This window comes from Streptomyces olivochromogenes, from assembly GCF_001514115.1.
GTDB classification, from domain to species: domain Bacteria; phylum Actinomycetota; class Actinomycetes; order Streptomycetales; family Streptomycetaceae; genus Streptomyces; species Streptomyces olivochromogenes.
The window spans coordinates 36,767-56,443 of record NZ_KQ948488.1 but is presented as its reverse complement, the minus strand read 5'-3'; the positions used below and the strand labels follow the sequence as shown (position 1 = coordinate 56,443).

The window sequence follows — 19,677 nt, the reverse complement described above, 5'->3', positions numbered from 1 at the left end:
CTGTCCGCTGCCCGCTCCTACCCCTTCGCGATCACGCCCCGAACAGGAAGAATCCCTGCTCATCGAGCAGGGATTCTGTTTGCAGCAACGCACTCAGTACCCGCCACTCACAGGCTGCGCGCCACACGGTGATCCTCAGCGCGGTGCCTCAACCGGTTTTCCCGCCGCATGGAGGTTCGCGACAGCCACGAGAACAGCGTCCCGGCCAGCCATGATGTGCTCGCTCATGGCGCGCTTCGCTGCCGCGACGTCGCCATTGGCAAGCGCCTCGAGGATCCTCTCGTGTTCCGACAGCGAGTTTCGGTCCCGGGCAGTGGTGGACACGCTCAGGAGGCGGTACCGATCGATCCGGCCACCGATCATGTGCATCATCTGGTCATTCACCGGATTATTTGCTACTCGGCGCAGGATGGCGTGGAAGTCACCGCCCGATTCGGTGACCTTCTGTGGACTGCCCTGGGATGCGGCGGTTCGCATGCGCCCCAGTGTCTCGTGCAACTCCGCGATGACCCCAGGGGTCATCTTCCCCGCTGTCTCCTCGACCGACAGCTGTTCCAGGGCAGACCGTACGGCGTAGAGGTCTTGCACCTCCTCGGTCGAGACGCCGCATACCCGCACTCTGCCGTTTCCGGCTCGTTCGAGCAGCCCCTCGACTTGGAGGCGCTGAACAGACTCCCGCAGCACCGGCCGGCTCACGCCCAACTCCGTGGACAGGGACTCCTCGGTGATGAACTCGCCGGGTGCGAGTCTCGACTCGATGATTGCCCGCCGGATACTGGCGTACGCGATGTCTCGTAGCGATCTGCGCTCGCCCTCCAGCGGGAGCCGGGCAGCCATGTTTCTCCCGAGTTCAGGTCCAACGACTATGGATGACTCAGAGTATCTCCCGGCTGCTCGCTGCTGTGAGTCTGCACGGTTGGTGGCCGTGGGGATCTACCTGAATCAAGCTGTCTGCCCCGTACCGGCCACCGACCCGCCGGCTTGCCCGATGGGTCGGTCTGCCCGTGCCGAGCGACTGATTTAGGGCAGCGACTGGCCGTGGGGCACGAGTCAGAAGCTCCGGCGCCCTACTCGGTGGGCTGGGAGATCTCGTGCCGTACGAGACGGCTTGCGCATCCATTCCGATCGACGACCCGGCCCGTCTGGTGGGTCTGAGCAAACTTCTGGCCCACTCGGACACGAGGGATGGCACCGGATGACGGCTTTAGGGCTGGCCGGTACAAGATCGCCGCTCATGCCGCCGACCCCGTTCTCGGATGCCAGCGAGGGCCGCGGCCCCGTCACTCAGCCGGTCCTCCCGGACATATGGCAGCGAGGTGAGAGTCCACTCCACTGCGCACTCCGCTTGACATATGAATTTTTGTCTACAAGAATTCAGAACAGTTGGTTCAATTCGGACATGAAGGGTGAAGCGGATGCGGGCACTGCTACTGATCGACTTCCAGGAGAGCTTCTGCCGGGAAGGCGGCGTGAGCGCCGCCGCCATCGCTCCGGAAGTCGCCGCGCGCGGCACCCTCGAACACGCGCAGCGAAGTCTCAAGGCGGCGCGCGACCGCGGCGATCTGGTCATCCACGTCCATCTGGCGTTCGATGCGAAGCACCGCAACCGCACGAACCGCACCTTCCGGTTCGACGAGCACGAGCACGCCGCGCGGTACATGCAGGGGTCGGTCGACTCGGCGATCTGTTCCGAAGTTGCCCCGGCACCGGACGAGCTGGTGCTGAGCAAGGGATCGGTCGGCGTCTTCGGGTCGACGATCCTGGATGCCGTGCTGCGCACCGCGAAGGTCGAGCAGCTCGCCCTCTGCGGCGTCGCAACACACCTCGCCGTCGAGTCGACCGCCCGCGAGGCCAGCGACCGCGGCTACGCCGTATCAGTGATCCGCGACGCCTGCGCCGGACCGGCCGCGCTGCACGATCACGCCGTCGACGCGGTATTGCCCGCCTTCGCCGAGATCATCACCGCCGACGACTTCGTCAGCGCACAGTAGATCGTCCTGCGCGGCTTCACGTTCGAGGCCGCGAACTGACCGGGAATGAGGAGAGCATGCCTGACACCACTCCCGCCGCCCGCCTGCGCGAGCTGCTGGCGGCTGATCACCTGGTGATCGCTCCGGGCATCTACGACGGGTTGAGCGCAACCCTCGTGGAGAGGCGCGGTTTTCCGGCTGCGTACATCAGCGGAGCGGCTGCGTCCGTGTCCGTGCTCGGCGAGCCGGACCTGGGGTTGATGACCATGAGCGAGATGGCCGCGCACACCTCAAGGATGAGGGCGGCCACTTCCCTGCCGCTGATCGTGGACATCGACACCGGATACGGCAGCGAGCTGAACGTGCGCCGCACCATCGAGACCTACCGCCGCCTCGGCGTCGCGGCAGTCCACATCGAGGACCAGGTGTTCCCCAAGCGGTGCGGGCATCTGGCAGGCAAGGCGGTCGTCCCAGTCGCCGAGGCTGCTTCCAAGGTCCGTGCTGCGGTCGCGGCCCGCGAGGACGACGACATGATCATCATTGCGCGAACCGACGCGCGTGCGCCGCTCGGCCTGGTCGAGGCCGTCGATCGGGCGAACGCTTACGTCGACGCGGGCGCAGACATGATCTTCCTCGAGGCGCCCGAAAGCGAGCGTGAGCTCGAAGCAATCGCGAACAAGGTGCGGGCACCTCTGGTCGCGAACGTGCTCGCACGGTCCAAGACCCCGGTGTGCTCGGCCGAGGTTCTGCAGGAGATGGGCTTCCGGCTCGCGATCTATCCGCTGCTCGCCATTACGGCTGCCGCAGCGGCCGTCGATGCGGCCCTCGGGACTCTTGCCCACAGCGGCCTTCCTCCGACGAACACTCAAGGCCCCGCTGAACTGTTCGGCCTCGTCGGCCTGGACAGGTGGCTCAGCTGGTCGAAGGAGTACGAGACGGCTCCATCGGCTGATTCAAAAAATACTGGTCTGACCTGAAAGCGCGTGTATACGCGGAAGGAGTAGTCCTCACATGACCACACCCGACATCACAGCGGTCTCCGCCATCGTCAACACAGGGCGTCCGGCCACGGACCCCGACGGTCCGACCGGCAAGCTGGCAACGTGGGTTGCCAAAACGAAACTGGAAGACGTGCCGGCCAAAACGCGTGAGCGTGCCCGGCACCTGATCCTCGACGGAATCGCATGCGCACTGGTCGGCGCCCAGCTTCCGGTCTCCCGCACCGGGGTCGAGGGCATCACCGCCCTGGACGACAGCGGCAGTGCCGAGATCATCGGCTGGGGAGGCCTGTCCACGAGCGCGCCGTCGGCCGCGTTGCTCAACTCCAGCTTCATCCAGGGCTTCGAGCTGGACGACTTCCACCCCACGGCGCCGCTGCACAGCAACTCCATCATCCTGCCTGCCATGCTCGGCGCGGCCTCACGCATCGGCAAGGTGACCGGCGCCGATTTCCTCCTCGGCGCGATTCTCGGATATGAGACGGGCCCGCGAGTCGGCTTGGCGCTGGGCGGCTTGGACATGCTCTCTCGGGGCTGGCACTCGGGCACCGTGTTCGGCCCCCTGGCCAGCGCCGCAGCAGCCGGAAAGCTCTACGGCCTGGACGCGGCCGGCTTCGAAGACGCTTTCGGTATCGGCGCCACACAGGCCTGCGGTCTGATGTCGGCGCAGTTCGAGTCGATGGTCAAGCGGATGCAGCACGGTTTCGCCTCCCGCAACGGACTGACAGGGGCCGCGCTGGCCGCCGTCGGGTACGTGGGCATCAAGCGGGTCTTCGAGCGGGAGTACGGCGGCTATCTCGCGGCGTTCGGCGAAGGCCACCACCCGGACGCCACGCAGATCTATGCGAACCTCGGCACCTTCTGGGAGACCGACCGGATCACCGTCAAGGCGTACTCGGCCATGGGTCTGCTGCACGCCGCGATCGATGCAGCGCTGGAACTGCGCGCCGAGGGAGTCAAGCCCGACGAGGTCGAGAGCATCGAGATCGACATGCCAGAGGCCGCCTACGGACACGGCGGCTGGAAGGCCGAGCGTCCGATGGAGCCAATCGGCGCGCAGATGAACGTCGCCTACGCCGTCGCTGTGGCGCTGCTGGACGGGAACGTCCTGATCGACCAGTTCACTGCGAACCGGATCAACAGTGACGACGTGTGGAACCTGATCGACCGCACCACCACCCGGCATGAGGCGACGTACGACGAACTGCCCGTCGAGCAGCGCCTGACCACGCGCGTCGCCATCACCCTCACGGACGGCTCCGTGCAGGACAAGACCGTCGTCCACCCGCACGGCACCGGAGACCGCGCGCTCACCAACGCCGAGATTGTCGAGAAGTACCGCAACCTGACCCACTCGGTCATCTCGGCCGACCGCCAGTCCGCCATCGAATCCGCTGTCCTCGACCTGGACAACATGGCCGACATCTCCGCCCTGGTCGCCCTGCTGACTCCTACGGTTCGCGCTGCATCGACTGATTAGGACGATCTGGCCGGTCGCGCTGTCGCCAGCGTCGAGCGCGACCGTGGCAGCACGATACCCAGACAGCACCAAAGTGGGCAGAGCCACGCTCACTCCGGCGCTGTCCGCAAGCAGCCCCCGCAGCGCATCCATCACCGTGCCGCTGGCGCTGGTGTACCCCACGGTGCAGCCGGCGGTGACTGAGGCGTGAACGATGCTTCCAACAAGCAGGCAGCTTCCGCCGGGCGAAGCTAGTTGCGCGGGCTCGGGCGCATCAGGCCGCCGTGCCGCCTGTGTCGGTCCGCGCCGGTCATCATTCCGATCTCGGCGCTGGCAGCCGGACCACTCGTCGGTTCTTACAGCCACGGTCTCGCCCATTCGGCCCCGCATCAACTCCCGTGGGGCTGGCGCCGGTCGAGAGTGTCGTCCCGGCCTTCCTGGTCCAACTCGACCGACAGCTCGGGTCCAGGAAGCAGCGATTGCGCCGCTTCGGGAGCCGACGACACCGTGAAGGAGGACCTTCTCCATGGCCGATTGGGCCGAGAGCTCCGGCAAGACGCGACGCCTGCTGAAGATCTACTTGTCGCGAGAAGGCAACGGCCGATACAGCTGGCGGCTCGGCATCGGTGCTGCCCTGGCCATCGGAGCCCCTCTCGCAGTCGGCATCTGCCTCAACCGGACCGCCGCGGGCGCAGTCGCCGCCGTCGCAGCCTGGCTCGCTTACCTGACCGTACCCAGCGGCGACACACGTTCCCGGGCCGGCACATTGGCGAGCGCAGCCTTGTGCAACAGCGTCGCCACAATGATCGGGGCGCTCACCGCGAGCCGCCCCGATCTGACAGCCATCGCGATGGCTCTCCTCGCCCTGCTGGTTCCCCTCTCAGCTGTCGGCACGATCCCTTTGATTTGCCTGGTTCTCGGCACCGACCAAGGACACGGTGTCGACCCGGTCATGCACTACTGGCTCTTCCTACTCGGTCCAGTCTGGGCCGCGGTGCTGCTCTTCATACCGTTCTTCGGAGGGCCACACGCGCCCAATACTGCGCGCGCACCACGCCGATCGATCAAGGCTTGGCTCAGTAGCAACGCTACCTCCCTCCGCGTCTCAGCAATGCAGGGAACGCCGCAGTTCCGTTTCGCTTTGCGCCTGGCTGTCTGCTTCGTTCTCGCTTTCTGCATGGTGAGGCTTTTTGCCCCGGCGCACGCGGACTGGGCTCTCATAGGCATCGTCACCACAATGAGGCCGAGTTGGAGACTCACCACCCGCCGAGTCATCAAACGTATGGGGGGACAGATCCTAGGGGCCGCAATGGCGGCAGCGCTGTTGGCCTCCCTGCAGGGCTCTCCAGAGGTGATCGTCATCATCGTGATCGCTCTGTGCGGAACGCTGGCCAGGCCCACGCGCTCGGTCAACTATGGCTTCTGGCCGGTCTTCGACGTGCCCGCCATGTTGTTGCTCCTCAGCCTCGAATCGCCCATGAGCTGGGTCGACGCCCTCGAGCGCGTGGGCAACAACGCGGCAGGCGCCTTGATTGCCATTGGCGCAACCGCCGTCTTGTGGCCAGACCGGGAAGAGCGCAAGATCATCGAACGGTTCGCCGCACTTCGCGCCTCCTGCGCCGACTTCCTGGACGAAATGACCACTTGCACTGAGGCCGGGCTTGCAAGCCCCACGGCTCGTACCCGCCGAGCACTAACGCTGGCCGCGGCCATCGCAGACTTGGAACTCGCCCGTCAGCGGCTGTCCGAGCAGCGCGTCTACCACGCCGATTTGCCGGCCGTTATCGAGGCCGCCACGGAGGAAGCCAAACGACTGTGCTCCATTATCGATCTGGACGGTGAGCGCGACACCGCGATACCGCGCTGCCAATGCCTACGGGCACTCTCCGGTTTGCTGCGCGAGGTGGGCAATGAAGACGAGCTCACGCGTGCGCCCCTCGCGCAGCTCTGCCAACAGGCGGACGAGCAAGCAGTGCGATGCGCGCAGAATGACTGGCACGGCGCCACCCACGATGCCGTTGTCTCCCTGCTTCATCACACCTCCCGTGCTACTCAGATCAGTCGCGACACCCGTCGCTCCTCGCGCATGATCCGGGCACGGGCATGATGCGACGTCCACACGTCAGCGAGGCGACCATGCAAGCAAGCCGAGGCGCGATACGAATCTATCGCCGGACAGGCGTCCGTCGAAGGCGGCCTGGAAGGCGTCGGAGAACTTCCCGTCCCGGTCGCGTAGGAAGACCCGGAAGCGGTCCACCCGGTCTTCGAGGTCCATCATCAAGTTCCGCACCTGCTGGGTCACCCGGTCCCGGTTCGGGTGCGCGCTGATGCCGAGGACGTGCACGCGGAGGGTGGCGACCTCCATGACGAACAGCACGTACAACCGGTGGTGGAACGCAGTGTCCACATGGAAGAAGTCGCAGGCCAGCAGTCCCGAAGCCTGGGCGCGTAGGAAGGAGGCCCACGCGTCGTGATCCCGCTGTGGCGCGGGCGGAATGTTGCCCTGCCGCAGTACTGACCGGACGCTAGCGGCGCAGACCGTGATGCCTACTGAGCTCTTCGGATTGTTGTCGGCTGGTGGGTGAGCGTGAGTCCGGTGCCCGCAAGGCAGCCGTCGATCAGGTCGGGGCTGAGCTGGATGTGGCGCAGGCCCCGGCGGAGGGTGCGTTCGAGGTGTTCATCGTCGGTGAAGGCTGTGTTGGCCAGGGGGCCGCGCCGTAACAGTGACCAGACGCCCTCGACCGGGTTCAAGTCCGGTGCGAATGAGGGCAGTTGGATGATGGTGAGCCAGTCGTGTGCGGCCGCGTAGTCGCGCATTCCGGAGGCCCGGTGGGTGTTGAGATTGTCCCAGATCAGCACGATGGGTGCCTGGAGCTGGATGTGGGCGCGGACCAACAGCGCCGCGGCCTGTGCCAACCCGACTACCGGCACCGGCTCGACCCCGGACGGAAGCGAGCCCACCGGAGCAGCCAGCACCTCGCTTATCGTCTCCCGAGTGATCTGCAACCGGGACAGCTCGGATTCGACCCCCGCCAACGCCTCCGACAGCGCGGTGACCTGCTCACGCAACTGCTCGGCCCTGGACCGGGCCGCACTCTCCCTGGCCTCCAACACGGCAATCCACGACGGCACAACACCACCCACCCTCACCCGGCATCCGCCCCGACAGCGAACGGCTCAACGCCGAAGGTAGGAGCCCGGCCCAACCACACACATGCCGAACCCCTGCGAATTGAGGCGACCCCCGCGGTGTGGACACCTGATAATGGATCTTCTTGGTCCTGGAAGGTGTAGATCTGCGTGGCACGGCCCTCGAAGTACAGTGCGGAGTTCCGGTCCGACGCGATCGCGTTGTGGCGGGCTTTGCCGGGCAGGCGGACGTTCAAGGACGTCGCGGCCGATCTGAACGTCAATCCCGAGACGCTGCGGACGTGGGTGCGCGACGCGGACGGCCGTCCGCCAGCCGCCGGTGCGGTGGAGGGTCCGGAGGGCGAGTTGGCCCGGCTGCGTGCGGAGAACGCGCGTCTGGCCAAGGCGGAGAAGGAATGGCATCTGGAACGGGAGATCCTGCGTCGGGCAGCGGCGTATTTCGCCCGGGAGACGAAGTGAAGGCCGCCGCTTGGGACTTCATCTCCGCCCACGCCGAGACCTTTGGCATCAAGCGGATATGCCGGGTGCTGGAAGTGTCCCGCTCCGGCTATTACCGGTGGATCGCCGGCCCAACGAGGCACCCTCACAAGATCTGCACCCCAAACGGATCGTGAACACCCTCTCTTCGTGTCCGCAGGCATGTGGACAGACTCGTCCAGCTTTCCTGCAAACTGTCAAATTGTGGGTTTCAGCGGGCTGTTTACCTACGGGAGTGTGATGCGCGTCACCGTTCGTGTTGCCTGTCCCGCGTGAAAACTCTGGTTCGGGTCGTTGACCAGGCTGTTTGTCCCGCTGGGGTCAGGCTTGCTGGTGCTCGTTTCATAGCCAGCCGCGTCGGCTGGCTATGAGGCCGGCCTGGAAGCGGGTGGAGGCGCCGAGTTGGCACATGAGTTGGTGGACGCGACGCTGGGTAGTCCGCTCGCTCCAGCCTTGGGCGCGCGCGATGGCCGTGTCGGTGAGGCCGGAGACGAGCAGGGCAAGCAGGGACCGAGTCTCCTCATCAGGCTCTGCGTCCTCGGATTCCGCCGCGGTGGTGGCGTCGCCGGGTGGCAGTGGGGCGTCCGACAGCGGCACTGCGCGCTCCCATTGTGCCTCGAAGAGCGATTCCAGGGCTACGAGCACGGGGGAGCGGTGGACCAGGTAGGCGACTGACTGGCCCCCGGGTCCGAGGCTGAAGGGGAGGATGGCCGTCCGGTCGTCGCTGATGACGAGTTTGAGGGGCAACTCAGGGTGTACCCGTGCCTGCTCGCCTGCCTTCATGCTGGGCACGATGTCGTTGTTCAGCCTGCCGGGCCAGGCCACGGCTTCGCGGTCGTAGATCACCCGGTGGATCACGCCGCGCTGCTGCTGCTGGAGCTGGCGGTCGAGGTTGCTGCCGGGGCCGTCGACATAGGGCGGGCGGTCGAACGCACGCACCTGGTGGCGGGCGTCGACAGTCAGCCGGTGCACGGCGGCGTTGATGTGCTCACGGCTGGTGAGCAGTTCGACGGCCATGTCGGGATGGCTTATCCGGGCCGCCTCTCGGTGAGTCTCGGTCAACCGCTGTACCAGTGCTCGTGCTTCCTTGAGCTGGTGCTCGCGCTGGTCTATCAGCGCGGTGACGGCGACATCCGGGGGAGTGGCGGTGAAGCGTGGCGGGCGTCCGGCGTCCTGCACGGCGAGCCCGACCTTGACCAGTTTGGACAGCAGTCTTCCCACAGTGGTCGCGGGCATGCCGCAAACGTCTGCCAACTCCGAAGAGGTGCAGCGAGGCTGCCGGACCAGTGTCACGTAGACGTGTTCTGTTTCTTCCGCAAGCCCGAGCACGCTAAATTCCATACCGTCCCGCCAATTTCTGTGGCGGCTTCCGCCACCTGGCAGAGATCCGCCAGCCTCGTAATCTTGTGTTTCGTTGGTCGCGGTTGACATCTTTCACGCTGAAGTTGGCGCTGTCCTGAGCACGTTTCGAGCGGGCAGAGCCTTCCGGTGTGGATCCGTGTTCGCGGATTCGCTCCTTGAGAAAGGTGTCCCATGACGTATGCCCACACGCGCGGTAGACGGCTTGGTGCCGTCGGTGTCGCGCTCGTGGCCATCACCGCGGCCGTAACGATACCCGCGGCCGCGATTCCCTCAAGCTCGCCCGGGCCCGGCTCGGCGGCCACTGATTCCGGTGCGAAAGGTACGTCTGCGGGGGCTGCGCTGCCCTCCACACCCGGCTCCTCGGCGCTCGGTCCGTGGCGCTCGTTCCTGAAGCCCACGCCCGCGCAGTCGGCGAAGAACAGCCCTCACCAGGTCCTTGTGGTGCTCGGCTCGGCCACCCAGGTCACGGGCAAGTCGCTGGGCAAGCAGCGCAATCTGCAGGTCCGTACCCCGCTGACCTCAGACACCGCGGTCAACACCGCGCTCCAGCGGGCCCACGCGGTTTCCATGCGACCGCTGATGCCGGAACTGTCGGCCGCCCAGGCGAAGCAGTTGCGCTCAGCCGCCCAGGCGAAGCTGGGCTCCGGGGCGATCGACCTGTCCAAGGTCCAGGTCGTCCAGCTCGCCGGCGGCGACGCCACGGCGGCTGCCCGGGCGCTGGCCGCCACGCCCGGTGTCGTCTACGCCGAGCCCGACCAGACCGTCTCCCCCATGAACACCGGCTCCGTGCCGCTGCCCTCCTCGGTGAGCGCCACGGCGGGGAAGGCCGGCTCGTCGGCGAAGGGGCAGGACAGCGGTGCGCCCGGCTCCGACGGTGTGCCGGACAACGCGGGCCTCGGCACCTCGGTGCAGAGCTTCCTCAACGCCGGCGGCGTGGACGCGACGGGCGCCTTCAGCGTGCTGAAGCGGAAGTTCAACCAGCTGCCCGGCACCGGTGAGACCATCACCAACGTCTCGGTCGGCGACCTCACCGATGAGTCGAACGCGGCCCAAACGGGACCGACGACCGTCGTCCAGAACGGTCAGCGGTACCTGGACATCCCCACGATGCCCTTGATCCCCACTTACACCGCGGACGCGGGCGGCGCACTCGACCCCACCGGGTCGACCCGGAGGCAGGACGACACGCTGGGCGAAGTCCTGCTGGACTTCTCGGTGATGGCGCCGCTTCCGCACGAACTGCAGCGCCCTGGCATGCAGGGCAGCGGGTCCTCCGACCTGCTGGGCATCGCCCCGGGTGCGAACTACCGGCTCGTCGTTCCCCAAGAGCCGACGTTCAGCCAGATCGGCGTCGCGCTGCTGGCCGCGGCCCGGCAGCAGCCGCGACCCAACGTGATCACCGCAAGCCTGGGTTACGGCACCGACGCCGCCGGACTCCCCGGACGCTACCTGGAGGACGACCCGGTCCTGCAGGCCGTGATCGCGTCGATCGTGCAGCAGTACGGCATCACCGTGGTGGTCTCCTCGAACGACGGCACCCGGCTGTTCACCAACGCGGCCGTCGGGCCCGACGGCGGCAGCACCCCGACCGACGTGACGCGCAAGGCTGCCGACACCACGCGGATCGACGACGACCAGCTGTCGACCACGCCCAGCAAGGTGCTGGACTCCGGCGCGATCGCCGCCGGCGCCACCACGACCGACGACACGCTGTCCGTTCCCCCGCAGAACGGCGGAGCCGCATCGGCCAACGGGACCTGGGCAACCACCAGGCTCAACGGTTCCGGGGTCTACTCCTCGGGATTCGGCACGCGCGTGGACCTCTCGGCGCCCGGTGACGGCATCCCCGCCTTCGAGCACCTGGGCCAGACCGCGCAGTCGGTGAAGGAGGTCCTCACCGGAGGCACCTCGGCGTCCGCGCCCGAGATCGCGGCCGCCGCCGCGGTCGTGCTGCAGACCTCCCGGCTGACCGGGCAGCACCCGTCGCCCGATGACGTCCGTTCACTGCTGGAGCGCACCGGCCGTGCCGTGCCCACGCCTCCGCAGATCGACCAGCCGCTGCACGTGGGACCGCAACTCGACGTCACAGCCGCTGTGCAGGCGGTCCTGGCCAAGGCGCACGGCAGCCACGCCGACACGGGCACGCCCCGCATCGTCCGGCTCTCCGTGGCGCATCGCCAGACCATAGGCGGGCTCGGTGGCGCGTACGTGGAGGCCACCGACCCCGGACGCATCGACCTGGCCGGACCGGGCTCGGGCTCCAGTGCCACCGGGGAGGGCCTGGTGGGGCCGGTGACTATCGGCGCCGATGTGACCGGCCTGTCCGACCGGCAAGGCGTCAGCTACGTGCTGCGCATCGGGCGTCACGAGTTCGCCTCCGATGTGCCGGCGATCAGGCTGACCCCCAGGCAGATGCTGATCGCGGCCGGACTGCCGGTCGTCTTCGCGACGGACCGTCAGGTCTCGCTCACCTTCGAGGTGCGCCGCGGCCACCAGGTGCTGGCCTCGGCCACCCACGAGCTGACCTTCGGTCCCACCGACGGCGGCTACGTCGAGTCGCTCGCCCCGGTGGTCCAGCCCGTCGTCAGGACGGGGCACTCCGTGCAGGTGAGCTACGACCTCACCGGAGTGCGGAACGTCAGTTCGCCCCAGCTGGTCGTGTCGGGAGTCGGTCACTGGAATCCCGCGGCGGCGCCCATCTTCTCCGCCTCCTACACCACTCCGCTGACCGGACTTCGCGGCACGCTCACCGTCCCCGCCGATGCCTTCTCCGCCGGCGGCGGCATCTACGGGATCGGCATCATGGAGAACCCCACGGGCAATTCCAAGGGAGGCCCGCTGTACGGCGAGTTCGCCTCGATCCGCGTCGACGGCGCTGCCCCCTCGCAACGCCCGGCAGCGCCGACCCTGGCAGCGAAGGTATCAGGCGAGTTCGGCCACCTGCTGGAGATCAACCGGGCCGCACCGCAGTTCTCGGTCCACTACGACGTATCGGGCATCCCCGGAGCCACGGGCACCCTGCTGGAGTTCTCCGCGCCCGGGCCGAACATATACGGCTCGTACAACCTGGTCAGCAACCAGGACGGCACCACCCGCGACCACGACGGGGTGGACAGTCCGGCCACGCTCGACCGCCCGCTGAAGGGCACAAAGGGCACGGTGGACTTCGACGCCCTCGCGCTCAAGCTGTCCTCATCGATCGCCTACGACCTGCGGGTGTTCGCCGTCGACGAGCACGGCAAGATAGTCGGGCAGGCTTCGCCGACGTCGCTGCTGGGATACGATGATGGACTGGCCCCCGACGGGACCAACCTGACCGACTTCGCGATCGTCCCCGGCGGCACGTCCGTCGTGGCGGTCGAGAGCCCCACCGGTGAAGGCTCGGTGTACGACTACAACGCCGCCACCGGAACCTATGGGCGCAAGTTGACGAGCGACCCCGCGTACGGCTCCATCTACGAGGTGTTCGGCGTCGACTCCGCCCACCACACGCTGGTCCTGCACAAGCAGACCACCACCGGCGAGCAGTGGCTCGAGACCTACGACACGAGCACCGGCAACGAGGTCGGCAGCCCCGTCCGGGTCGACGACCAGTACGTCGTGACGGGCGGGCGGGTGGACGCCAAGCGCCACCGTGCAGCGGTGCTCGCCTACCGTTCGAGCGACCGTGCGGGCTTCGTGCTCCCCGTGGACCTGGCGACCGGCACGCAGGGGGAGCCGCTTGAGCTCGCGACCCCGGACGGCCCGTCCCAGTACAGCCTGCTGGAAGTGGACGAGTCGACCGGCGTCTTCTTCGCGCAGAGTGGCATCCTCATAAACGCCAACTGCGTGGCCGGGTTGGGGTCCGGCACCGTGGCCGCGATCAACCTGGACAGCGGAACGGTCACCCACAGCCAGGGGGGAAGCCCTTGCGCCGGGGACCTCGCCTCCGACCAGAAGGGCAACCTCTACGAGATGTGGTACCACCGTCCCAGTCGCGTATTCGCCGGCACCGAATACCTCAGCCAACTCGGCGGCGGTGACCCGGTGAATCTCGGAAATCAACCGGACCTCGGGGTGCTCGCCGTCGACGGCGTACACCAGTTGGCGCTGCTCGCCTTCAAGTACCCGGAGCTGAAGCCGACGGGTGGCTTCCAGCAGTACGGCTTCACCGACAACAACGGCACCGGCCGCATCGTCGTCGTCGACCTGAAGACGGGCAAGACGGTGCGTACTGTGACGGGCGTCGAGTACCCGCAGTTCGGCTCCTGGACCGGCCAGCTCGACTCCCATCACGAGCGCGTCGTCCAGCTCGACCCGGCGACACGGACCGGCTGGACGTACGCAGGTGACGGCAGCCAGATCCAGCAGTTCTCCTACTGATCCGATTCGCTGCTCGACCACCCGGGTCCGCGGGCGCCACGGCGCCTGCGGACCCGCGGCGTTACGGAGGACCGATACGCCCAGCAGGTAGCAGGTGGCCACCCCGGAGATGAGGGCCTGCTCCGAGCGGCGCCGGCGCTCCAGCAGCCAGCCGGGGAAGTAGGAGCCGGAGTGAACCTTGGGGATGGCCAGGTCAATGGTGAGGCTGTTGCGTTTTGGTTGGGGGCTGGGGACTGAGGTCGCTGCTGGTGGTGGGCTGATTGGTTGGGTCGTGGGTCCGGCCGACCGGCCTCGAAGTGAGGCGAAACTGCAGGCGCTTCCGCACGCAGGTGATTCCCAGCGGGTCTTACTGGTCAGGTGGGCAGAGCGGCCGAGCGTCGAGCCGGATCCAGGCGCCAGAACTTGCCGAGGTTCAACACCATGGCGGCGAAATCGAGTTCGGCCTGGCAGGCAGCAAGGCCACGCCGGGAGAATCGACGCAACCCGATACGGTCCTTGAGGTGGCCGTTGACGGGTTCCACGGTGGCGGCCCGCCGTTTGTAGAGGGCAGCGCCCTCTTCCGTGGCCAGGCGGTGGGCCATGCGCGTCGCGGCATCGGCATCCTCGCGCAGTGGTGCAGGGCTCTGGCCGGGACGGGGCAAGTCCCGTTTCTTGCCAGTGGCGATGAGCCGGTCCGGGCCGGGGGCGTTGAGGTTTTCCTCGCTCCAATAGCCGGCGTCGAACAACAAGGTGCCGGCCCAGTCCGCCAGGCACGGGCAGGCAGGCTTCCCACAGCCGTCTGTGGGTACGTTTTCTGCTCCGGCATCATCCGTGACAGGCCGCGAAGGCGCGATGCAGCACCCGGTCGCAGTGAGACATCCGCCTGTGCATCGGGCCTGGTGGACCAGGCTGGCTGCCGTCATCGCCGCCCGGGTCATCGGTTGCAGCTGACGCCGGTCGTTGCCGTCCTGGACCAACTCAGGGCTCAGGATCAGGCCGTCACTGCCCACTGCCAGCTGAGCGTTGTAGCCCTGCAGGGCGCCGCCGTCAGCCCCTTGCATCGGACGGCTGTCGGGGTCGGTGACATTGCGTCGCACCTGTGGGCGATCACTCTTGGCCTTCTCGCGGCGGGGTCCGCGTTTGCCCCCGCCTGGCACGGTTGCCGCTGCGGGCTGCGCAGGAGGCTCTGTCGGCGCCGACGGCACATGCTCCCGGGCTGCTTTCAGCTCCTGGTCCGCTCGCGCGACCCACCGCTTGGCGCGGGCCACCTCTCGGCCCTTGTTCTCGTCGAAGCTGAACCGCCCCAGTCCCGGAGGCTTGGGCCCTTTCCCCGCTTCGAACCGCCGGATCTGTTCCCGCATCACCTCGATCCGCTCCCGCTTGAGCGCGATCTCCTGCGACAGCCGATTCTGAGCGGCCTGCAACCGGGCCTCGGCGATTGCCACGGCATCCGCCCCGATGGGACGGGATCCCACATCGTTGCGGCCGCATCTCGTGCGCTCGATGAACTCGCGCTCTTTCGCGGCCGCAGACTCCGCGTCCAGGCCCCGCTCGGCCTCCTCGGCGATCACCTCGGCCAGAGCGCGTTTGAGACGTTCTTCACGATCACGCCGCCCCCGCAATTGCTGTGGCGTGTCGAAGCTGCGATCTGCGGCCCCGAACGCGGCGTCCTCGGCCACATCCGCTGCGGCAGCCTGCTCGACGATCTCGTCGACCTGCTGCTGCAGCCACTGCCTGCGGCAGGTGGCGAGCCGGGAGGCATTCGCCGTGATCTTCGTTCCGTCGATGGCGATGGTGCCCAGCCGACCCAGCCCTGCCTTCGCACACACCAGCAGTACCTGGGTGAACAGTTCACGCACTGAGCCTTGGTGCCGCTGCCGGAACCGGGCGATCGCCGTGTGATCGGGCACCTGCATGGCACAGATGACTCGCATCGCCACGTCGGTGCGGCACAACCGCTCGATCTGCCGCGACGAACGGACCCCGTCGGCATACGCGTAGATCAGCAGGGCCAGGAGCATCCGCGGATCGTAGGCCCGACGCCCCGCTCCGCCCAGCGAATACCGGGCCTCAAGGCCACTGATGTCGAGATGCCCGACCACCTCCAGCAGCACCCACACCACATGGTCGTCAGGAAGCCACTGACGCATGTCCACCGGGAGTAGAAACTGCTGGTCTCGATCGACCGGACGGAAGCCCTTCGCCACCCAGCCATCCAACACCGCCGCCCACCTGTCCCCGCAGCCAGGGTCCTCACCCAAAACGCAACAGCCTCGGTGCCGACCCGAGTGTCCCAGTCCCGGTGGCAGTAGCCGTTGCGGGAGTTGACCCGCTCTTCGCTCGGCATGCCGTACTCGGCGCCGCAGGCGGCATCGACATCGGCGGACATCGTGGCCTCGCGGATTCAACTGGTCGTCGCACGACCAGCAGGGGGCACTGGATCCGGGAGGCATGGCGGCCGGGCCGGTAGCCGCCGATCTGCAGGGCGATCCGTGCGGCGACCGTCTGCTCCCAGTTCGCGTGGTGACGCTCGGGATCGAGGGCCCGGTCGCCGTCCATGGCGTCGGGCGTGGTGAGCGAGGCGACCGCGCCGCGCGGTCCGGTGGTCGGGACCAGCAGCGGCGGACGCCCGACGAGGCCCCCGAGCGCGTCCGCGACGCCCCGGCCGAACAGACGTAGCGCCGAGAGGGGCGTCATGGAGCGCAGCGCGTGGGGAGCGAGCGCGCGGCCGTCGACCACCGGGGTCTGCGCGATCGCGCAGGCCAGTCGCGGGTGGTCGGCCGCGACATGGAAGACGTAGCCGCCCGCGAGCGAGAAGCCCCAGACCGAGATCCTGTCCGGGTCAACGTCCGGCAGACCGGTTGCGCACTCGATCGCGGCGTGCCAGTCGGCGACCTGCTCGTCGAGGCGGACGATCTGGCGCGGCGCGCCCCCGCTCTCCCCGAACCGTCGGTGGTCGAAGGCCAGGACCGCGAAACCGGCGTCGTTGAACCGCGCGGCGAACAGGTCCGAGGCCGGCTCCTTCGTCACCGAGGTTCCACCGGCCATGATCACGCAGCCGCCGTTGGACCCCGGATAGTGCCAGGCGGCACACGAGGTGTCACCGCTGGCGAAGCGTACTTTCTCCCGTTGCTTGAACGCGGGCACATGGACCTCCGTGGTGAACCGTCGTTTTTCGGGGTGCTCTGAAAGCCGCGGGCCTGCGGCGTCGTCGCGCCGCAGGCTCTCTTCGCCGGGCCGCCGGTGGCGGCCCTGGAGGTGCCGACGGTCAGCCGATCAGGCCGGGGAACCAGATGCGTGGGTCGAGGATCATCGGGTGCTCCTTCCGTGGTGCGGGTCCGCCGACGCTGACGCGCGTCAGGGACGGGGCGGAGTGGATGCCATCCATGCTTGGGGCGCAGTCCCCGAGATGGGCTCCGCACGGCGACGGAATGAGCGAAACTTGCCTTCGTGGCGCGTGCATCGGCGGATTCCGTACTGAGCCTCATGGATCAGCGGCTGGTGGCCGCGCTGCAGTGGGACGGCCGCCTCACCGCGGAGCGGGCGGCCCGCGTCCTGGGGCTCAGCCCTGCCACCGTGCGCCGCCGCCTGCACGCGCTCGGGGCCGACGGCACCGTGCGCGTGGTGATCTCATTGGTCGCGCGACCGCGCAACGGCGGTTCGGCCGGGGCCCTGTTCCTGCGCATCCGGGTCCTGCGGGGAAAGCTCGACACGATCGTGGCCGCGCTCGCGGCACGCGAGGACATCCCGTTCATCGACGTCACCACCTCGGGTGACGAGATCTTCGCGGTCGCCCGCACCGAGCCGGGTTCACGCGACCCGCTGGTCTTCCGCCAACTGCCTTCCACCCAGGCGGTGACGTCCCTGGAGAGCGCCACGATTCTGCACGTCTTCCGGCTCACCTCCGAGTGGCGTCACCAAGTGCTGACCGCGCCCGAACACGCGGCGCTGAGCCCGGCCGGGCCGCTCTCCGGGGCGACCGCTTCCGGTTCTCCGGGCCCGTACGGTGTCGACACCGATGCCCTGGAACAGTCCCTCATCGACGCCCTCACCCCCGATGCGCGCCTGACCTCGGCGGCCCTGGCCGCGCGCACCGGCCATCCGGAGAGCACGGTGCGCCGCCGCCTCGCCCAACTGGCCGCCCGGGGCCGCCTGATCACCCAGGTCCTGGTCGATCCGCGCCGTCTCGGGCTGCCCATCGAGGCCAAGCTCCTGCTGCACGTGGCTCCCGACCATCTGGCCGCCGCCGGGCAGGCGCTGGCCGACCACCCCTCGGTGCACGGCGCGTTTGCGACGTCGGGCCCCTCGAACCTGCACGCGGCCGCGTACTTCCCGGACCTGACAGCCCTCTACGGCTTCCTCTCCCGGGACCTGGTCGGCCTGGGCATCACCCACGTCGAGACGGCCATCGTCAGCCGCGCCGCCAAACGCACTCCCGCGCCAGTCCAGCCGGTACCAGGTGGCCAGGGTCGGGTGAACACCGCGTCGAAGAGCTACAACTGACAACTGTGACGTCTCACCGATGTTGAGGTAGGCGTGCGTCGCCGTCCTGCGTTCTTGTAGATATGTTGAGACGGCATCTGAGGGCCTTGTGGGGTAGTGCAAGGCTCTTGACCTGCGATCCTGCAAGTTGGCTGCGACTCCCGCAGATGTGGTGAGAAGCCCTATAGGCGACCGGTGGCGACGGGGCGGAGTCGGTCCGTGCGGGCAGGGCATGTTCAACGCCCAGCCCCGCGTCGGCCGTCTGGATTCCCCCGATGGGCTGGCCTTCCCCGCCTTGGCGCTGCCTGGGCCGGCATCGACGTCTACGGTCGGCGAACGCGTATGGGGCGCGGCAGACAACGCGGGGGAGTGGGATGAGGAGTGGGGAGAGGGCGCTGTCGGTGCTGGAGGCGCTGTGCGAGCGCGGGCAGGCGGCCGGGCACGGCTGGACGCTCGACGCGGAGCTCCTCCCGCCGCACCAGCAACAGGTGAACGCCCTGGAGAACCAGGGACTGGTGGAGCTTGCCGGGCGGGAGGACCGCGCGGAGCTGTCGGCTCTGGAGGGTCGGCCCGTGCGGTGGGCTGCCCGCCCGACTTCGTACGGCCATGACACCCTCGCCTACGGCTGCTCCCGCCCCCGGGCCGAGCCCCCGCCCGGCAGGGAGGAAGCGGACCGGCAGGCGGTGGAACTGATCCCATCGCAGATGGCGGCGCTGCGCGTCTTCGTCGGCCTGGATGATCAGCTCCGGGTGCCCCCGGTCGGCGGGCTGGGGGAGCAGGTCCGTACGGCCTCGTGTGATCACGGGATCAAGCGGTGGCGGCTGTATCTGACGCAGGAGCAGATGGGGTCGGTGGCGTACGGGTTGTGGCTGCACCGGATGACTGGCTCCGCCGCGGAGGCCAACCGCTTCGCCCGCGAGTACGGCGTCGTGCACAGCCCGGCCCGGGCCTCGGACAACCCGTCGGCGGCCGGAACAGCCGCGCGGGGCGGTGCGGGGGGCAGCGGGCGAGGGTGACGGTGATGGGCGCGGCCTCCTGCAGACCCTGGCCGCTCGCGCCGCGCTCCTGGGACAGAGCTGCTGGGCTCCCGCGCCGCATGGGCGCAGCTGGTCCCCTCTGGATCCCGTCACGCGGCGCGGCCTACGGCCTCACTGGAGGTCAGCCGATGCCGGTGACCTGGAGCGCGGTGGTCCAGTTGTTCTTGATGGCGCTGCGGGCGGCGGAGAGAGTGATGGTGCCGTTGCAGACGGCGTTCTTCAGTTTCGTCTCGGTGCCGTCTTTGGTGTAGGCGGTCTTCGTGCCGTAGTGCGGCTCGGGCCACAGGTTGCCGGGGTCGCGGGGCGCACCGCCGAGCTCCAGCGGCACGAGGTGGTCCTCCTCGTAGTCCGACATGTTGGTGTCGGAGTACCCGTAGTCGATGATGCCCTGCGCCTTGAGC

At 68.1% G+C, this 19,677-nt stretch carries 12 protein-coding genes and 5 pseudogenes; 8 read left to right on the top strand and 9 right to left on the bottom strand.

Features of this window, described 5'->3' with window-relative positions:
* Nucleotides 1–135: 135 nt before the first annotated feature.
* Nucleotides 136–837: a GntR family transcriptional regulator gene (locus AQJ27_RS48230; protein ID WP_067384682.1), complete on the bottom strand. Its 702-nt coding sequence runs from the start codon at nt 835–837 to the stop codon at nt 136–138.
* 578 nt (nt 838–1,415) lie between these two features.
* Here AQJ27_RS48230 and AQJ27_RS48225 point away from each other — a divergent pair.
* The 4 genes from AQJ27_RS48225 (at nt 1,416) to AQJ27_RS48210 (ending at nt 6,534) form a co-directional block, all read left to right on the top strand.
* Nucleotides 1,416–1,991 (top strand): cysteine hydrolase family protein, encoded by a 576-nt coding sequence (locus AQJ27_RS48225; RefSeq protein ID WP_067384680.1) that lies wholly within the window; start codon nt 1,416–1,418, stop codon nt 1,989–1,991.
* Between the two features lie 56 nt (nt 1,992–2,047).
* Entirely contained in the window at nt 2,048–2,947 is a 900-nt protein-coding gene (locus AQJ27_RS48220; protein ID WP_067384676.1) for an isocitrate lyase/PEP mutase family protein, read from the top strand.
* Nucleotides 2,948–2,981: 34 nt separating this feature from the next.
* The gene (locus AQJ27_RS48215; protein WP_067384674.1) at nt 2,982–4,448 is read left to right on the top strand and encodes an MmgE/PrpD family protein; all 1,467 of its coding nucleotides are present in this window, start codon (nt 2,982–2,984) and stop codon (nt 4,446–4,448) included.
* A gap of 505 nt (nt 4,449–4,953) precedes the next feature.
* A complete protein-coding gene (locus AQJ27_RS48210) occupies nt 4,954–6,534 on the top strand; it encodes an FUSC family protein (RefSeq protein ID WP_067384671.1) in 1,581 nt (526 codons plus the stop codon).
* Nucleotides 6,535–6,549: 15 nt separating this feature from the next.
* Here the strand turns inward: AQJ27_RS48210 and AQJ27_RS48205 are convergent, their stop codons facing one another.
* Nucleotides 6,550–6,834, bottom strand: coding sequence for a hypothetical protein (locus AQJ27_RS48205; protein ID WP_067384669.1), 285 nt, complete (start codon nt 6,832–6,834; stop codon nt 6,550–6,552).
* A gap of 140 nt (nt 6,835–6,974) precedes the next feature.
* Nucleotides 6,975–7,325: pseudogene (locus AQJ27_RS61125) on the bottom strand (transposase); the annotation flags it as partial.
* A gap of 402 nt (nt 7,326–7,727) precedes the next feature.
* On the opposite strand from AQJ27_RS61125, the gene AQJ27_RS48195 reads away from it, so the two are divergent.
* Nucleotides 7,728–8,036 (top strand): transposase, encoded by a 309-nt coding sequence (locus AQJ27_RS48195; RefSeq protein WP_067384661.1) that lies wholly within the window; start codon nt 7,728–7,730, stop codon nt 8,034–8,036.
* A 360-nt stretch (nt 8,037–8,396) separates the two neighbouring features.
* On the opposite strand, the gene AQJ27_RS48190 is transcribed toward AQJ27_RS48195, so the two are convergent.
* Nucleotides 8,397–9,395: a helix-turn-helix domain-containing protein gene (locus AQJ27_RS48190; RefSeq protein WP_067384652.1), complete on the bottom strand. Its 999-nt coding sequence runs from the start codon at nt 9,393–9,395 to the stop codon at nt 8,397–8,399.
* A 192-nt stretch (nt 9,396–9,587) separates the two neighbouring features.
* Here AQJ27_RS48190 and AQJ27_RS48185 point away from each other — a divergent pair, with 192 nt between their 5' ends.
* Entirely contained in the window at nt 9,588–13,778 is a 4,191-nt protein-coding gene (locus AQJ27_RS48185) for a S8 family serine peptidase (protein WP_079065871.1), read from the top strand.
* A gap of 63 nt (nt 13,779–13,841) precedes the next feature.
* Here the strand turns inward: AQJ27_RS48185 and AQJ27_RS55295 are convergent.
* The 4 genes and pseudogenes from AQJ27_RS55295 to AQJ27_RS59830 form a co-directional block, all read right to left on the bottom strand.
* Nucleotides 13,842–13,979: pseudogene (locus tag AQJ27_RS55295) on the bottom strand (transposase); the annotation flags it as partial.
* A gap of 152 nt (nt 13,980–14,131) precedes the next feature.
* Nucleotides 14,132–15,979, bottom strand: a complete 1,848-nt coding sequence (locus AQJ27_RS48180) for a transposase (RefSeq protein WP_067384648.1) — start codon at nt 15,977–15,979, stop codon at nt 14,132–14,134.
* Between the two features lie 41 nt (nt 15,980–16,020).
* A pseudogene (locus AQJ27_RS59835) lies at nt 16,021–16,155 on the bottom strand (transposase); the annotation flags it as partial.
* A gap of 299 nt (nt 16,156–16,454) precedes the next feature.
* Nucleotides 16,455–16,805 (bottom strand): annotated as a pseudogene (locus tag AQJ27_RS59830) (alpha/beta hydrolase); the annotation flags it as partial.
* 402 nt (nt 16,806–17,207) lie between these two features.
* Here AQJ27_RS59830 and AQJ27_RS48170 point away from each other — a divergent pair.
* Entirely contained in the window at nt 17,208–18,260 is a 1,053-nt protein-coding gene (locus tag AQJ27_RS48170; RefSeq protein WP_067384645.1) for an Lrp/AsnC family transcriptional regulator, read from the top strand.
* Nucleotides 18,261–18,613: 353 nt separating this feature from the next.
* Nucleotides 18,614–19,255: a DUF6417 family protein gene (locus tag AQJ27_RS48165; RefSeq protein WP_235613970.1), complete on the top strand. Its 642-nt coding sequence runs from the start codon at nt 18,614–18,616 to the stop codon at nt 19,253–19,255.
* 142 nt (nt 19,256–19,397) lie between these two features.
* Here AQJ27_RS48165 and AQJ27_RS48160 read toward each other — a convergent pair.
* Nucleotides 19,398–19,677, bottom strand: a pseudogene (locus AQJ27_RS48160) (hypothetical protein); the annotation flags it as partial.